This is a genomic window from Planomonospora sp. ID82291 (assembly GCF_015711645.1).
GTDB lineage: Bacteria > Actinomycetota > Actinomycetes > Streptosporangiales > Streptosporangiaceae > Planomonospora.
Window position 1 is genome coordinate 900049 of record NZ_JABTEX010000002.1, and the last position, 15103, is coordinate 915151.

Consider the following 15103-nt stretch of genomic DNA (forward strand, 5'->3'; position numbering starts at 1 on the left):
CTGTCAGGTCCTTTCGCGGAGGTGGCGCTTGCTGACCTTGCCCACCGCGGTCTGCGGGAAGGCGTCGACGAACTCGAACCGGTCGGGGATCTTGAAGGCGGCGATGCCGCGGTCCCGCAGGAAGGCCCGGAGCTCGGCCTTCTTCGGCGCCTCGCCGCGGCAGATCAGGTAGGCGCAGGTGCGCTCGCCCAGGTAGGGGTCGGGGACGGCGACCACGCTGGCGTCGCGGACCGCCGGGTGGGCCAGGAGGTGGTTCTCGACCTCCTCCGCGGCGATCTTCTCGCCGCCCCGGTTGATCTGGTCCTTGGCCCGGCCCTCGACGACGAGGTACCCGCCGGGGGTGCGCCGGACGATGTCGCCGGTCCGGTAGAAGCCGTCCTCGGTGAACGCCGTCCTGTTGTGCTCGTCGGCGCGCCAGTAGCCGCGGATCGTGTACGGCCCGCGGGTCAGCAGGTGGCCGTGGTCGCTCTCGTTCCCCTCGTCGTCCAGGATGAGGATCTCGTCGTCCGGAGAGATGGGGCGGCCCTGGGTGGAGACGATCACGTCCTCGGGGTCGTCGAGCCGGGTGTAGTTGACCAGCCCCTCGGCCATGCCGAAGACCTGCTGGAGGGTGCAGCCCAGTTCGGGCCCGACCCGCTTGGCGGCCTCCTCGCTGAACTTGGCCCCGCCGACCTGGAGCACCTCCAGGCTCGACAGGTCGTGCGCGGTGGTCGCGGCGGCGTCCATCCAGACCAGCGCGAGCGGCGGGACCAGCGCGGCGATGGTGACCCTCTCCCGCTCGACGAGCGGGAAGCAGGTGCCGGGGCTCGGGTCGGGCGCCAGCACGCTGGCCGCTCCGGCGCTGAGCGCGCCGAAGACGCCCGGGGAGCTCATCGGGAAGTTGTGCGCGGCCGGCAGCGCGCACAGGTAGACGCTGTCGGGGGTCAGCCCGCAGATCTCCGCGCTGGCCCGGAAGCTGTAGACGTAGTCGTCGTGGGTCCGCGGGATCAGCTTGGGCAGGCCGGTGCTGCCGCCGGACAGCTGGAGGAACGCCACGTCCCCGGGGTCGGCGTCGGGCAGGTCGAGGGGGCCGGTCCCCGAGGGCGCCTCCAGCCCGGCCAGGTCGGCCAGGGTGAACGCGCGGGTGCCGGGGGCGTACGCCTTGTGCTCCTCGTCCGGGCAGACGTAGGCGGCGGCCTCGGTGAACGCGCAGAAGTAGGAGATCTCCGCGGAGCGGTGCGCGGGCAGCGCGAACACCGGCCAGGCGCCGATCCGGAAGAGCGCGAAGCAGACCTGGTGGAACTCGGGCACGTTCGGCAGCTGCAGGACGACCCGGTCGCCGCGCCGGATCCCGGCGGCGTGCAGCCCGGCGGCGAGCCGGTCGGCCCGCTCGTCCAGGTCCCGGAAGGTCCACCGGGCGGCGGGTGCGCCCGGGGAGCCGGGGGAGATCAGCGCGGGGCGGTCGCCGTACCGGGCCGCCAGGTCGCGCAGCAGGCCGCCGAAGGTCTCACCCCGCCAGTATCCGGCGGCGCGGTAGCGGGCGGCGGTGTCGTCAGGCCAGTGCATCGGTGCTCACTCCCAGGGCGCGCAGCATGGTCCGGAACTTGGCGGAGGTCTCGGCGAGCTCCCGCTCGGGGTCGGAGCCGGGGACGATCCCGGCGCCGGCGAAGAGCCGCAGGGTCCGCTCCGCCACCTCGGCGCAGCGGATGGTCACCGCCCACTCGCCGTCGCCGGCCGCGTCGGTCCAGCCGACCAGGCCGGTGTAGGCGCCGCGGTCGAACGGCTCCAGCTCCCCGATCACCCGCCGGGCCTCGGCGCGCGGCGTCCCGCACACGGCCGGGGTGGGGTGCAGGGCGGCGGCGAGCGCGAGGACGGGGGTGCCGGGGTCGCGCAGCACGCCGGTGACCCGCGTGGACAGGTGCCACATCGTCTCGGTGGAGGTCAGCTCGGGGGACTGCGGCACCTCCAGGCGCGCGCAGTACGGCTGGAGCGCGTCGGCGACCGCCTCCACCACCAGGCGGTGCTCGTACAGGTCCTTGGCGGAGGCGGTCAGGGCCTCGGCGCGGCGGCGGTCCTCGGCGGGGTCGGCGCTGCGGGCCGCGGAGCCGGCGAGGGGGTTGGAGAGCACGGCCCGGCCGCGGCGCGAGACGAGTAGCTCGGGGCTGGCGCCGATGAGGGTGCGTCCGCCGGGCAGCGGCGCGGCGAAGGACAGGTCCCGCCCGGCCAGGGGGCGCAGCAGGTCGCGCAGGTCGAGGGGGCCGTCGCCGTCGAGTTCCAGGGTCCGGGCCAGGACCACCTTGCGCAGGCCGTCCGGGTCGTCCGCGGCGCTCTCCATGATCTCCACCGCGCGCCGTACGGCCTTGCGGTAGTCGGCGGGACCGGGGACCGGCCGGACCCGCCAGCCGCCGCGCGGGGCCGCCGCGACCGGCGCCAGCGGACCCGACCAGGTCGCGGCATCCGGGACGATCAGGTGCGCCGCGCCGTCGAACCCGATCGCCCCGGCCGCCACCCCGCTCGCGGCCCCGTCCGTCACCTCGGCGGTGATCCCGTTCGCGCTTCCGTTCGCGCTTGTGTTCGCGGTTCCGTTCGCCGTACCGCTCGCCGCGCCGTCCGCGCCGAGCACGGCCGCCACCCGTTCGGGCAGGGAGCCGAGCCCACCGCCGACGACGGTGCGCACGCCGCGGGTGAGCAGCGTGCCGCCCGGCGAGGAGAAGAGCACCGACGCGCCGGGTGCGTATCCCGCCAGCGGATCCGCGGCGGTTGTCAGCGAATGCATCGAGGTCCAATCTGGTCGGGCGCGGAAGGCCGCGCCGCCGTCGGCGAGGGGGTCCCGTCCGGTCGGGCGCGGAGGCCGCGCCGTCGCCGGAGAGGGGTGCTGTCCGGTCACGTGCGGAGGGTCGCGCCGCCGTCGACGAGGAGGTCGTGCATGGTGATGTGCCGGGCCCGGTCGGAGGCGAGGAAGAGGACGGCGTCGGCGACGTCCGCGGGCTCGGCGACGCGGCCGAGCGGGATGCCGACCCGGAAGGCGGCGGGGTCGCCGTCGAGCACGGCGCTGCGCGCGTCCTCGGGCTCCCGGTCCCCGGCGAGCGCGCGCAGCATGGCGGTGTCGGTCGAGCCGGGGGAGACGACGTTGCAGCGGATGCCGTGCCGGGCCAGCTCCAGGCCCAGGCAGCGGGTGAACATGGCGGCGGCGGCCTTGGAGGCGGCGTAGGCGGCCATGCCGATCCGCGGCACCGAGGCGGCGTTGGAGCCGACGGTGACGATCACGCCGCGCCGCCGGGGGGTCATCCGGGCGGCGACCGCGCGGGAGGCGTGGAAGACGCCGTCGGCGTTGACGGCGAAGGTCCGCCGCCACCGCTCGTCGTCGGTCTCCGCGGCCTGGCCGGGCAGGAGCACGCCCGCGACGTTGACCAGGATGTCGATCGGGCCCAGGTCCCGCTCGACGGCCGCGACGGTCTCCTCGACCGCGCGCGGGTCGCACACGTCCAGCCGGTACGGCGTCGCGCCCTTGAGCTCCTCCGCCGGGGCGGCGTCCGGACCGCCCGCGGCCCCCGCCGCGGGCACGGCGTCCAGGTCGGCCGCGGCGACCCGCGCTCCCGCCCCGGCCAGGGCGGTGCAGACGGCCCTGCCGATGCCGCCGGCCGCCCCGGTCACCAAGGCGACCCGGTTCCCGATCCCGTCCACTCCACGACCTTCCGCTTAGGTTAGGCATGCCTTATTAAGGCAAGCCTTGCCTAATTTGATACTTTCGTGGTGATCTGTCAAGTCGCGTCGGATCCTGCGATGGTCGGGCGGCATCGGGTCGACCTGACCGCATCGTCGGAGTCCGGAGTCGCGCGCGAGTCGTAAGGCTCTCGTCCTGCTGTCCCGCTCCGATCCCTGTGGCAACTCCGGAGCGTCGCGCTGCCGTCGCTGTGGGGTGGTGCAGTCGGTTGCGGTGGACCGATATGCGTGATGTGGGTGTAAATCCACCACCCTGCCTAGATCATTATCGGTCGATCTTGATATACGTGATCGCCTTTATCCCCTCTTTATACGAATGGAGTCTTGGTGGGTTCTCCGCCTAGGGCGTGTATTTGGTTGTGATCAAGAGGTGGTCCGGGCGAGGTCTTTGACCTAGATCATCGCGGCGCGAAGGTGGAGGCCGGCGAGGTAGCTCGCAGGGGTCTTGTCATAGCGGGTGGCGATGCCTCGCCAGGCCTTCAGCTTGTTGATCAACAAGACGCCCGCGTCCCTCCACTGCCGGAAGCGGTTGTGGACGGTCGGCCAGGCACCGAACTCCTTCGGCATCTCCCGCCACTGCCCACCCGTCCGAAACCGCCAGATCACGCCCTCGAACTGCTGTCGCAGCCGCTCGGGGTACGGGCCGTACCTGCCGATCGGCAGGTACGGCTCGATGAACTCCCACTCCTCGTCCGTCAGTTGCGCGCGTGTCACGTCCGACGGTCTACCGGATCAGGCCTCGGCATGAGGACGAATCCCCGCAATTGATCACAACCCGATACGCGCCCTAGGGTCGTCCAGCATGATTCTCCGAGCAGTCTTTCTTGCCTTTGGCGCCACAACCCTGTTTCTAGGGGGTTTGGTCAGCTTCTTCTCTACCGGCGTCCCTCGCGAGGGAGGCATCGGGTTAGCGATCGTTGGGGTCGGGTTCATGATCGGAGCACATGCTCAAGCTGTCGCGGCCTTGAAGGCGAATAAATGAGTGTTTGATCCTGGAAGTTCTGCCTGATTCGGTTTCAGGCACTGCGCCAGATCGGAATGGTTTCGCCAATTAGGTGGCAGCTCATGAGATCGATCATCGTGATGTGGATCATGACTTTAGAGCTGGCCGGCAGGGTCTCGTAGTCGCGGGCCATGTCAATCGACGTTGATCTGCTTTAGAAGACCAGTCGTCGTACCTCTTCGGTGAAGCCGCTCACTCCGGCCCGATCCAGCCGGGTGAGCAGTCCCCCGAGATCCGTCGGCGGTCGGCGATAGGCGGTCGCACGTTCGCGGAGGATGTTCACGACCAGGCCGGGAAAGGCGTCAAGGAGGTCCATGAGGAAGGTGTCGGGATGGATCGCCTGAACATCGTAGAAATTTACGGTCTTGTCGGGGAAGTCGTCCAGATTGGCGGTGACGATCACCTGGGCTGAACTCGCCAGCGCTGCTGCCAGAACGTGCCGGTCATCCGGATCGGGAAGCGTCAGGGCGTCGACGTACTCCTCCCATCCTTCTACCTCGGCCCCCTCGAATGCCATGGACATGAGCCGTAGGGTGCGGTCGAAAGCGGCGGGGGCGACCCGCCGCTTGGCGAGGACGTTGCGGCGGACCTCCTCCAGGATCGCCGACGACCAGACGGGCCGGTACAGCTCGTTCTCCGCGAGAGTGAGCAGGACGTCGCGCAGCGTGTTGGGGAAAAGGACTGAGCTGTCAAGGACTACGACGAGCACGGGGAGGATCCTTCAGGTGGGGAGGTCCTCATCCTCGTACAGGCCGAGGTCCTCTGTCCGGCGGATCATCTCGTTCAGGAGTTCCCGGCGTTCGCTGCGGCGGCGCCGCTGGTAGTCGAGCACGTCTTCCAGGCGTATCCGGCGATGCCTGCCCGGTTGCTCGAAAGGTATCTCGCCCTCCTCCAGCAGTCTGACCAAGGTCGGCCGGCTGATCCCGAGCAGATCGGCGGCCTCCTGGGTGGTCAGTCGCTGTGCGGACGGCACGATCGTGATGGCGCGGCCTGCCGCCATGGCCTCCACAACCTGGACCAGCACTTCGTAGACCTGGTGCGGAAGCTGGACCTGCTCACCGCCGGGGCCTACCAGCACCGCATCCTCCGCAGAGTGCTCGACCAGTGCCGCGAGCATCGCGACCCGCCCCTGATCGAGCGGATCGCTCGGTGGCAGCACCGTCCGATCGGCCAGCACCGTCATGTGACCTCCCTGTCTCGCCTCTCTCCTCAGCATGACCAGAAAACGAAAAATTCGCAAGCGGGGGATCTCGGGAAGCCTTCATGCGGACGGCCCCGGGGGAGAAGGTCAGGGGCGCGAAGCTCCGTGCTGGTCGCCAATGCCGTACGGCATAGCGGCCGGGCGCGTGGTCTGGTTCCAGCTCACGGAGGACGCCGACCTCCCCGGCTCCCGGCCGGGGCACTCGGTCGGTGAAGCGCACCGATGGCATCAGCCTTCGGATTCCACCTGCTGACTCTGATCATGTTCGAAGCGGGCGACAAAAGAGGCGCTGAACCGTTTCGTCACCCGGCGTCCGAAGACGGCATGCCGTAGAGGCCCGTGTCAACGGCGTCGGCGGTCATCTCGTCCAGCAGGGCCTTGCGCCGGCGACTGCGTCGTTCCTTGTAGTCGAGCACCTCGTGCAGGGGAATGCGCCGGCTGTCGTTCGGGCGGGTGAAGCCGATCTCGCCGTCGTCGAGGAGCTTGATCAGCGTCGGCCGCGAGACACCGAGCAGGTCTGCGGCCTCTCTGGTGGTCAGCTCCCGGTCCATGGGCACGATGGCCACGCCACGGCCCGCGGACATCAACTCTGCGATCCGGATCAGAGCCGAGGCGAGAGAAGGAGGGAGCTCGGTTTCGGCGTCTCCTCGGACGAGCCGGAGCCGCGGGTTTCCCTGCCGGTGCAATGTGCGTTTCACTTTCTCAAGGGCACCGGACTCCTCCGGGTCGGGCATCAGGGCATCAGCTGTGACTGTCATGCCGCGCTTCTCCTTCCCGGGGCTCCTCGCCAGGATCGCAGGCCGAGTGCAAAAAGTGCAAGCATGGTGTCGCGCTCCCCGGCAGGGCCGCGCCGCCCCCGGGACCGCCGGGCCAGGGCGCGTCGCCCGCCGATTCCCACGGCGGGGGCGCCGGGTCCGGGCCGGGCATCGCTAGCGGACCCCGTTCCGCTGGAAGGACTCGAGAACCGCCTCGGTGACCGGGACGAGGCTCGCGATCACCTCCTTCTGCGGCATGAGGACGGACTTCGGATCGTTGATCTCGGCGCCCTTCGGGCGGTCGGAGCCGCCGAAGGAGACCTCGACCACGGCCGGGCCGGAGAGCACGACGGCCTCGGCGACCCCGACGTGCGCGCTCGGGGTCCGGTTCTTGCGGTACTGGTGGAACGCCCGCTCGCCCCAGTCCTCGGGCTCGGTCACCTCGTACCAGAACGACTCCTGGAAGCCGCTGCCCTCCCACTCCTTCGCGTCGGCCCGCCGGTCGATGTAGTACTGCTCGGCCGCCCAGGGATCGGGTTTCCCGACGCGGTCGACGAAGGCGGTGAAGGTGACGAAGACGCTGCGCAGGCGGTGCTTGTCCCCGGCCGGGATCTCCCGGTTGTTCCAGCGGCAGGTGACGGTCGTCCGGTCGCCGCTCTGCGCGCGCTCCGACTTGAGCGCCGCGCCGGGGACCAGCGGCTCCGCGACCGGCGTCACCTCGGCGCAGACCCCGGGGAAGGCGATCGCCGTCGGCGTCGGCGTCGGCGTCGGTGACGGCGACGGGGAGGACGTCGGCCCGGGCGTCGAGCGGGCGTACGGCCGGCCCTGCCGCCAGGCCGCGACGGCCTCGGAGACCTGCCGGAGCACGAGCCCGGCCTCGCGCAGCGCGTTCTCCTCGGTGACGGACTGCCTGCCCTCGGCGGAGAAGAGGGGGGCGTCCTTGCGCTGCTGGTCGGCCTGGTACTGCACCTCGACGGTCACGTCGCCGACCCGGCTGAACCCCGCCCCGAAGGCGTACCTCGTCTTCCCCTTGGCCCAGGTGTACTGGAGGTGCGCCTCGTCGCCCACGCCCTCCGCCTTGCGGACGGGGGAGCGGTAGTAGTCCTTCTGGGGGTGGCTCTCGGCGAACCGGGCCGCCTCCAGGTCGTAGCCGTAGTCCCGCCGGGCGATGGTGTCGGCGGTCTCCGTCTTCTGCCCCTCGTGCCGGGTGACCTTGACGCTGATCTGGCGGCTCCGGCGGTACTCGCCGTGCGAGAAGTCGAGGTTCTGCCAGGAGCAGCCCCAGGTCACGTAGGCCGGCGAGGAGTCCCGGCGGTCGTCGGTGGAGTCGCTCACCTTCGCCTGGGGGACGAGGCGGCCGACGTCGACCGGGTCGAGCATGGTGCAGACGTCCGGCGGAGCGGCGGGTCCCTGGGAGACGGGGACCGCCGGGGACGCGGCGGGGGCCGGGGGATCGGCGGCGTTCAACCGGCTCACCAGCAGGTAGGAGCCTCCGCCCGCGGCCACGGCGAGCGCGGTCACGCCCGCCACGGGCGGCAGCCACCGCAGGGGTCCCCGCGCCGGGAGCGGGGAGGGTGCGGTCGGCCCCGACCCGGCCGGTGCGGTGGCCGGTGCGGTGGGGCGCTCGGGATTGCCGGAACTCACGGGAACCTCCTGCGGGGACGGGGTGCGGCTCAACCGCCGGACGAGCCGGACGAGCCGGACGGCCCGGACGAGCCGGACGCGCGGAGTCCGGCCGCCACCCGCTCGGCGGCGCGCAGAGCGGTCCGCTGGTCGGCCGGGCGGACCCCGCCGTCCTCGGCGCGGGTCCACTCCACCCTGACGATCAGGTTGCTGACGCGGAGCCAGACGGTGCAGACGGTGCGGGAGATGTTCGCGCCCTCCCTCGCGTAGTCCCGGGCGAACGCCTCCTCGCCGATGCCGGGCAGCGCGCGGATCGGGGACCGGGTCTGGCGGCCGAACAGGGTGTCACCGCCCGCCTCCTCCCCGGTCTCCCGCCGCATGCGGTCGAAGAGCAGCCGCGCGGCCTCGGGCGCGGGGGTCTCCCCCTGCGGGGGTACGGCCTGCGTCCGCACGCTCACCCAGCGGTAGGGGACGCCGCCCTTCAGGTAGTTCCATGTGCACTCGTCCACCTTGGTCATCCTCGGATCGGTGACCTGGCCGACCAGCACGCGGACCTGTTCGACGGTGAGCAGGTCGCAGGCCTCGGGAGCGGCGGCGAACCGCCCCCGGTCCGGCCCGTCGCCCGGTGACGCGACCAGGGTCCAGGCGACCGCCGCACCGGCGAGCGCGGCGGCCGGCACCGCGACGGCGGCGGCCCGGAACCGGCGCCGCCCCGGCCGCGCGGGAGCGGGCCGGACGGACGGCGCGCCCGGCGTGCCCGGTGCTCCCGGCGTGCCCGGTGCTCCCGGCGCGGCCGACACGACCGGTGTTCCCGAGACGGCCGACACGCCCGGCGCGACCGGCACCGTGGGGACCGAGCGGTAGGAGGTCGTGCCGGCGATCCGGTCGAGGACCTCCCGGACCGCCGCGGGCGCCGGGCGCCGGGCCGGGTCCTTGGCGAGCACGGCGAGCAGGAGCCCGCCGAGCTCGGGCCCGGCCAGGACCGGGGCGGGCGGCTCGTGCATCAGCACCGCGGCGGCGACGGCGGCGGGGTGGTCGCGGCGGAAGGGGGCGCGCCCCTCCACCGCCGTGTACAGCGTCGCCCCCAGCGCCCACAGGTCGGACTCCGGTCCCGCGGGCTCCTCCCGGAGGCGTTCGGGGGCCGTGTACCCGGCGGAGCCGGCCCGGTCGGCCAGGCTCTGCTCACCGGTCATCGGGGCCGCGATGCCGAAGTCGGCGAGCACCGCCGTACCGTCCCGCTCGACCAGCACGTTGCCCGGTTTGACGTCGCGGTGCAGCATGCCGTGCGCGTGCGCGGCCTGCAGCGCGTCCAGGATCCGCAGGCCGATCGCGGCGACCCGGGGCTCGGGGAGCGGCCCCCGCTCGATCAGCCGGTCCAGGGAGACGCCGTCGATCAGGTCCATCACGATCCACGGCAGGCCGCCGTCGGTCACCACGTCGTGGACCATGACGATGGCCGGGTGGTTCACCCGGGCGGCGGCCCGTGCCTCGGCGATCGCGCGCTCGGCGAACCCGGCGCCGCCGCGCAGCTCCTTGACCGCGACGTCGCGGCGGAGCGTCTCGTCGTGCGCCCGCCAGACCGTGCCCGCGCCCCCCTCGCCGAGCCGCTCCAGCAGCCGGTACCGGCCGGCCAGGGTGCGTCCGGTCATCTCAGGCTCCGCAGGGCCGCCTCGCCCTGCCGCGCCACCGCCAGCGCGCCGTTCCTGATGTCGGCGTCGGTGGGCCGGGAGGAGAGCGAAGAGTACCGGGCCTCGACGACCAGGTCGAGGAGCCGGAAGGTCACCACGCCGGTGTGCGTCCGGCCGCTGGGGGAGTTCACGTCGTGGGCGAAGGCCTCCTCGCCCAGGCCCGGCACCGTACGGCGGGCGGTCCGGTCGGCGGGCACCCCGTCGACGCCGAGCTCCTTCCACGCCCAGGTGACCCGGGCGGCCTCGGCGTGCTCCCGGCCCAGGGCGGCGAAGAGCTTGCGCGCCGACTCCCCGGTCAGCCCCCACGGCTGCGGGGTGTCGCTGTCGGTGACGGGGACCAGGGCGATCCCGCTCTTGTCCGCGGTCCAGGCGCAGCCGTCGCCGACCGGCCGCCCGGCCGGAGGCGTGGCGAGGCCCATGATCCGGCGGACCTGCTCGGCGGTGAGCAGCGCGCAGAAGTCCACCGGCTCGTCGAACGAGGTCCGCTCGCCGGGCCCGGAGGCGAACGCCAGCGCCGCTCCCGCCGCCGCTCCCGCGACGCAGGCGACGGCCGCCACGGCCGCCCAACGGCGGAGCCCGCCCCGGCGCCCCGTCGGAGCCGCCCCGGGCCCGTCCGGCCCGGCGCCGGGGTCGCGGGGGGAGCCGGCGGCTCCGTGCGGGACGTGCGGGCCGTACTCCTGCGGGGCCGCGGCGGCTCCGTGCGGGACGTGCGGGCCGTACCCGTGGGGGGGCGGCGGGCCGGGGGGCGACGGGGTGGGCGGGCCGTACCCGGGGAAGGGACGCGGGCCCGGTGCGGGGGCGTGCGGCACCGGGAGGCCGTGCACCTGCTCGTGCGGGCGCGGCGGCGGGGGGAGGACGGGCGGCGGGGGCGGGACCTCGGGGGCGTGCCCGGCGGCGACCTGGGCGAGCAGCCCGCGCAGGGCCGGCGCGTCCGGGCGCTGCGCGGGGTGGCGGGCCATCATCGCGGTCAGGACCGGGCCGAGCGCCCCGGCCCGCCGCGGCGGCCTGATCCGGCCGGCGAGCGTCGCGCTCAGCCGCGCCAGGGGCTCGCCCTCGATGGCCGGGACGCCCTCGACCCCGAGGTACAGGGTGGCGCCGAGCGACCACAGGTCGGAGGCGGGCCCGCCCGGCTCGCCGTCGAGCCGCTCCGGGGCGATGAACCCGGGCGACCCGATGAGCAGGTCCGCCTGGGTCAGCGTCGCGTCGCCGGCGAGCCGGGCGATGCCGAAGTCGGTCAGGACGACCCGTCCCGCGTCGGTCAGGAAGACGTTGCCGGGTTTGACGTCGCGGTGCTGGATGCCGCGGGCGTGCGCGGCGTCCAGTCCGTCGAGGAGCTGCGCGCCGAGTGCGGCCGCCTGCTCGGGCGGGAGCGGGCCCCGCTCCGCGACGAACTCGGCGAGGGTACGGCCGCGCAGCAGTTCCATGACGATCCACGGCCTGCCGTCGTGCACCGCCACGTCGTGCACGGCGACGACCGCCGGATGGCGCAGCCGCGCGGTGGCCTGCGCCTCCCGTACGGCGCGCGCGACCGCCTCGGCGCGCTGGGCCTCGCTCAGCCCGGGGGGCGGCGTCAGCTCCTTGACCGCCACCTCGCGGTCGAGCATCTCGTCCTTGGCCAGCCAGACGGTGCCCATCCCGCCGCTGCCCAGTCGGCGCAGCAGTCGGTAGCGCGTCGTGAAATCGTCCCCGTCCGGCATAGCCGGAGGATACCGGACGTACTTCTTGTGTCACTTTGATCACTCCATGTGGGCCGCCGGGACCGTGAACATCGTGGGCCGCCGGGACCGTGAACGCCCGGAATTGACCTCGACCATGGTCGAGGTCGCAGAGTGGGAGCGACACGGGCGAGACGTGAGGAGTCTGGGATGAAGGTTGCGGCGTTCTCCGAGTTCGGCGGCCCCGAGGTGCTGCGGATCATGGAGGTGGAGACCCCCGAGGCGGGCCGCGGCCAGGTGCGGGTCCGGGTGCGGACCGCGGGCGTGCAGCCCTTCGACGTGGCGGTGCGGCAGGGCTGGACCCCGCCGGGGGTCTCCGGCGGCCTGCCCCGGGTGCCGGGGAACGAGTTCGCCGGGGTGGTCGACCAGGTGGGCGCCGGGGTGGTCGGGATCGCGCCGGGCGACGAGGTGCTCGGCTTCGACCTGCTGGGCTGCTACGCCGAGTACGTCGTGGTCCCGGCGGAGCACGTCGCCCCCAAGCCCGCGGGCATGTCGTGGGAGGTGGCGGGCGGCTTCACCGCCGGGACCCAGACCGCGCACATCGCGCTGGAGCAGCTGGACCCGGGCGAGGGCGACACGCTCCTGGTCCACGCCGCCGCCGGCGCGGTGGGCACCGCCGCGGTGCAGCTCGCCCGGTCGCGCGGCGCCGTGGTCATCGGCACCGCGCGCGAGGAGAACCACGACTACCTGCGCTCCCTCGGCGCCGTCCCGGTGGCGTACGGCGCGGGCCTGGAGGAGCGGGTCCGCGCGGCGGCCCCCGGCGGGGTGGACGCGGTCCTGGACGGGGCGGGCGGCGAGGCGCTCGACGTCTCGCTGCGCCTGGTGGAGCCCGACCGGATCGTCACCCTGGTCGAGCACGGCAGGGCCGCGGAGCTGGGCGTGCAGACGACCCGGGGCGTGCGCCTGGCCTCGCGGCTGGCCGGGCTCGCCGAACTGCACGTCCGGGGCGGCCTGGCCTGGCACGTCCGCCGGGTCCACCCGCTGGAGCGGGCCGCCGACGCCCACCGCGAGGTCGAGGCCCGCCACGGGCGGGGCAAGGTGGTCCTGTCCGCGGACTGACGGGAGGCTGGTCCCCGGGAGGAATTCTTAGTAAGGTTTCTTGTTAATAACGTGCTATCCGTCGGCCGTTGGACACGCCTTACCTCCATTCCCCCCAATCAGGAGGCGTCCACGTGTACGTGCGACCCAAGGCGGCCACCGGGGCCGCCGCCCTCATGCTCGGATCCCTGCTGGCCGTGGTCCCCACCACCCCCGCGCAGGCCCACGGATCCATGTCGAACCCGCCCAGCCGCGCCTACGTCTGCAAGACCGAGGGCCCGGACAACCCCAGGTCCGCCGCGTGCAAGGCCGCCGTCGCGGCCGGCGGGACCCAGGCGTTCTACGACTGGCACGAGGTGTCCCGGCTCGACGCCGGCGGACGGCACCGCCAGATCATCCCGGACGGCCGGCTCTGCGGCGCCGGGCGGGACAAGTACCGCGGGCTGGACCTCGCCCGCGCCGACTGGCCCGCCACCCGGGTCGCCCCCGGGCCGCTGACGATCACCTACCACGCGACCGCGCCGCACGCGAACAGCGACTTCGAGTTCTACATCACCAAGCCGGGCTGGAACCCGACCCAGCCGCTGCGCTGGTCGGACCTGGAGCACATCAGGACCTTCACCAACCAGAACCCCACCACCTACACCAACTGGACGATCAACCTCCCGCAGCGGAGCGGCCGGGCCCTGATCTACTCGATCTGGCAGCGGGTGGTGGGCAGCGAGGAGGCCTTCTACACCTGCAGCGACGTCGACTTCGGCGGCGGCACGAACCCCTCCCCGACGCCCACCCCGACCGCGACCCCCACCCCGACCCCCACGGTCACGCCCACCCCCACGCCGACGCCCACCCCGACCTCGCAGCCGGGCGGCTCCTGGGCCCCGAACACCGCCTACGCGGTGGGCGCGCGGGTGACCTATGGCGGGGCGGCCTACCAGTGCCGCCAGGCGCACACCTCGCTGACGGGCTGGGAACCGCCGAACGTCCCGGCCCTCTGGCAGCGCCTCTGACCCGGCCGCCATGACGCGACGCCGTGCGGAGCACGGAGCGCGGCGCGTCCCGCCGGCCCTCCCGGTGGTCCCGCTCGCCCTCGCGGTCCTCGTGGCCGCGGTGGGCTGCGGCACCCCCGAGGGCCGGTGGGCGCGGGAGGCGGCGGCCGAGCGGGCGGCGGCGGCCGGCGCCGCCCGGGGCTTCAACCCCGCCGACGTGATGTTCCTGCAGATGATGGTGGTCCACAACGGACAGGGCGTCGAGCTGGCCCGGCTGGCACGCGGTCGCGGGGTCCGCGAGGAGGTCGGGACCCTGGCGGCGGCGATCGCCGCGACGCAGGAGGCCGAGACGGCCGCCATGGCGGGCAGGCTGCGCGACTGGGGCCAGCCGCCGACCGCCCCGCCCGACGGGCACGCCGCGCACGGCGGGATGCCGGAGACGGCCGACCGGGAGATCGCCTCGGTCGCGGACGCCGCCCCCGCCGACTTCGAGCGGGCGTTCCTCAACATGATGATCGCCCACCAGGACGACGCGGCGCAGCTGGCCAGGGGGGAGGCCGCCATGGGGCTGCATCCCGAGGTCAGGGCGCTGGCCGGGCGGATCGAGGCCTCCCGCGCGGCGCAGATCGAGCGGATGCTGACGCTGCTCGGCGGCTGACGCCGTACGGCCGGCGGTCCCGGCCGCGGGTGCGGAGGATCCACGGGAAGGCGGATCCGCGGGGAAGGCGGCGGCTCGCCGACGGCGGCGGTCACCGGCGGGCGGGGCGGCGGTCACCGGCGGGCGGGCGGGGCGGCGGTCACCGGTCGGCGAGCGACGCGAGCACCGAGGCGGCCACCTCCCGGGGCCCGGTCGCCGACACGTCGAAGGTCAGGTCCGCCACCTCGGCGAAGAACGGCCCCCTGCGGGCGCGCTGCTTGGTGAGCATCGCGTCGAGGTCGGGTTCGAAGTGCGGGCGGTGCCCGCCGGAGAGCATCCGCTCGGCGAGGACCTCCGCGGGGGCGTCCAGCCAGACCACCACGGCGGAGGCCAGCGCCGCCCGGCAGTCCGGGTCCTCCACCGTGCTCGCCGCCGCGGCGATCACCGGGGGCGGCTGCTCGGCGAGGGCCGCGCGCAGGTGCTCGGCCTCCCGGCGGTGCAGCTCCTCCACGCCCTCGCGCTCGGCGACCTGGGCCGCGGTGGCGCCGCCGTACCGGGCGGAGAGGTCGGGGTCGCTGTCGCGCAGCCCGCGTCCCAGCTCGGCGGCCAGGATGCGGGCCACGGAGGACTTCCCGGAGCCCATCAGGCCCGTCACGACGATCGGACGGTCGAATTTCACGGCTGCCTCCGAGGTCAACGTTTGAGATCCGTGTGGGGGATAGGTGAAGGGGCGTTGGCACGAAGGAGGGACA

General features: G+C 73.7%; 13 protein-coding genes and 1 pseudogene. 3 read left to right on the plus strand and 11 right to left on the minus strand.

Annotated elements, in window-relative coordinates:
- Nucleotides 1–3: 3 nt before the first annotated feature.
- The 10 genes and pseudogenes from HS045_RS15010 to HS045_RS15055 all read right to left on the minus strand — a co-directional run bounded on the left by HS045_RS15010 (nt 4) and on the right by HS045_RS15055 (nt 11669).
- Nucleotides 4–1545 carry a (2,3-dihydroxybenzoyl)adenylate synthase gene (locus tag HS045_RS15010; protein ID WP_196451970.1) on the minus strand — a complete coding sequence of 514 codons (1542 nt, stop codon included), beginning with the start codon at nt 1543–1545 and terminating at the stop codon, nt 4–6.
- Complete coding sequence (locus HS045_RS15015; protein WP_196451971.1) at nt 1532–2755, minus strand: isochorismate synthase; 1224 nt, start codon at nt 2753–2755, stop codon at nt 1532–1534. The genes HS045_RS15010 and HS045_RS15015 overlap by 14 nt, the downstream gene beginning before the upstream one ends.
- 107 nt (nt 2756–2862) lie before the next feature.
- On the minus strand, nt 2863–3663 hold the full coding sequence (locus HS045_RS15020; RefSeq protein ID WP_196451972.1) for a 2,3-dihydro-2,3-dihydroxybenzoate dehydrogenase: 801 nt from the start codon (nt 3661–3663) through the stop codon (nt 2863–2865).
- A 537-nt stretch (nt 3664–4200) separates the two neighbouring features.
- Nucleotides 4201–4416: pseudogene (locus tag HS045_RS15025) on the minus strand (transposase); the annotation flags it as partial.
- A 443-nt stretch (nt 4417–4859) separates the two neighbouring features.
- A complete protein-coding gene (locus HS045_RS15030; RefSeq protein WP_196451973.1) occupies nt 4860–5414 on the minus strand; it encodes a PIN domain-containing protein in 555 nt (184 codons plus the stop codon).
- Between the two features lie 12 nt (nt 5415–5426).
- Entirely contained in the window at nt 5427–5888 is a 462-nt protein-coding gene (locus tag HS045_RS15035; RefSeq protein ID WP_196451974.1) for a helix-turn-helix domain-containing protein, read from the minus strand.
- A 320-nt stretch (nt 5889–6208) separates the two neighbouring features.
- Nucleotides 6209–6664, minus strand: coding sequence for a helix-turn-helix domain-containing protein (locus tag HS045_RS15040; RefSeq protein ID WP_196451975.1), 456 nt, complete (start codon nt 6662–6664; stop codon nt 6209–6211).
- Nucleotides 6665–6835: 171 nt separating this feature from the next.
- Nucleotides 6836–8305, minus strand: coding sequence for a hypothetical protein (locus HS045_RS15045; RefSeq protein WP_196451976.1), 1470 nt, complete (start codon nt 8303–8305; stop codon nt 6836–6838).
- Between the two features lie 29 nt (nt 8306–8334).
- Nucleotides 8335–9933: a serine/threonine-protein kinase gene (locus HS045_RS15050; RefSeq protein WP_196451977.1), complete on the minus strand. Its 1599-nt coding sequence runs from the start codon at nt 9931–9933 to the stop codon at nt 8335–8337.
- The gene (locus HS045_RS15055) at nt 9930–11669 is read right to left on the minus strand and encodes a serine/threonine-protein kinase (RefSeq protein WP_196451978.1); all 1740 of its coding nucleotides are present in this window, start codon (nt 11667–11669) and stop codon (nt 9930–9932) included. The genes HS045_RS15050 and HS045_RS15055 overlap by 4 nt, the downstream gene beginning before the upstream one ends.
- A gap of 168 nt (nt 11670–11837) precedes the next feature.
- On the opposite strand from HS045_RS15055, the gene HS045_RS15060 reads away from it, so the two are divergent.
- The 3 genes from HS045_RS15060 to HS045_RS15070 all read left to right on the plus strand — a co-directional run bounded on the left by HS045_RS15060 (nt 11838) and on the right by HS045_RS15070 (nt 14372).
- Nucleotides 11838–12746 (plus strand): NADP-dependent oxidoreductase, encoded by a 909-nt coding sequence (locus HS045_RS15060; protein ID WP_196451979.1) that lies wholly within the window; start codon nt 11838–11840, stop codon nt 12744–12746.
- A 113-nt stretch (nt 12747–12859) separates the two neighbouring features.
- Nucleotides 12860–13735 carry a lytic polysaccharide monooxygenase gene (locus HS045_RS15065; protein ID WP_307827532.1) on the plus strand — a complete coding sequence of 292 codons (876 nt, stop codon included), beginning with the start codon at nt 12860–12862 and terminating at the stop codon, nt 13733–13735.
- A gap of 10 nt (nt 13736–13745) precedes the next feature.
- A complete protein-coding gene (locus HS045_RS15070) occupies nt 13746–14372 on the plus strand; it encodes a DUF305 domain-containing protein (RefSeq protein WP_196451980.1) in 627 nt (208 codons plus the stop codon).
- A 139-nt stretch (nt 14373–14511) separates the two neighbouring features.
- Here the strand turns inward: HS045_RS15070 and HS045_RS15075 are convergent, their stop codons facing one another.
- Nucleotides 14512–15030, minus strand: coding sequence for a shikimate kinase (locus HS045_RS15075; protein ID WP_196451981.1), 519 nt, complete (start codon nt 15028–15030; stop codon nt 14512–14514).
- Nucleotides 15031–15103: the final 73 nt, after the last annotated feature.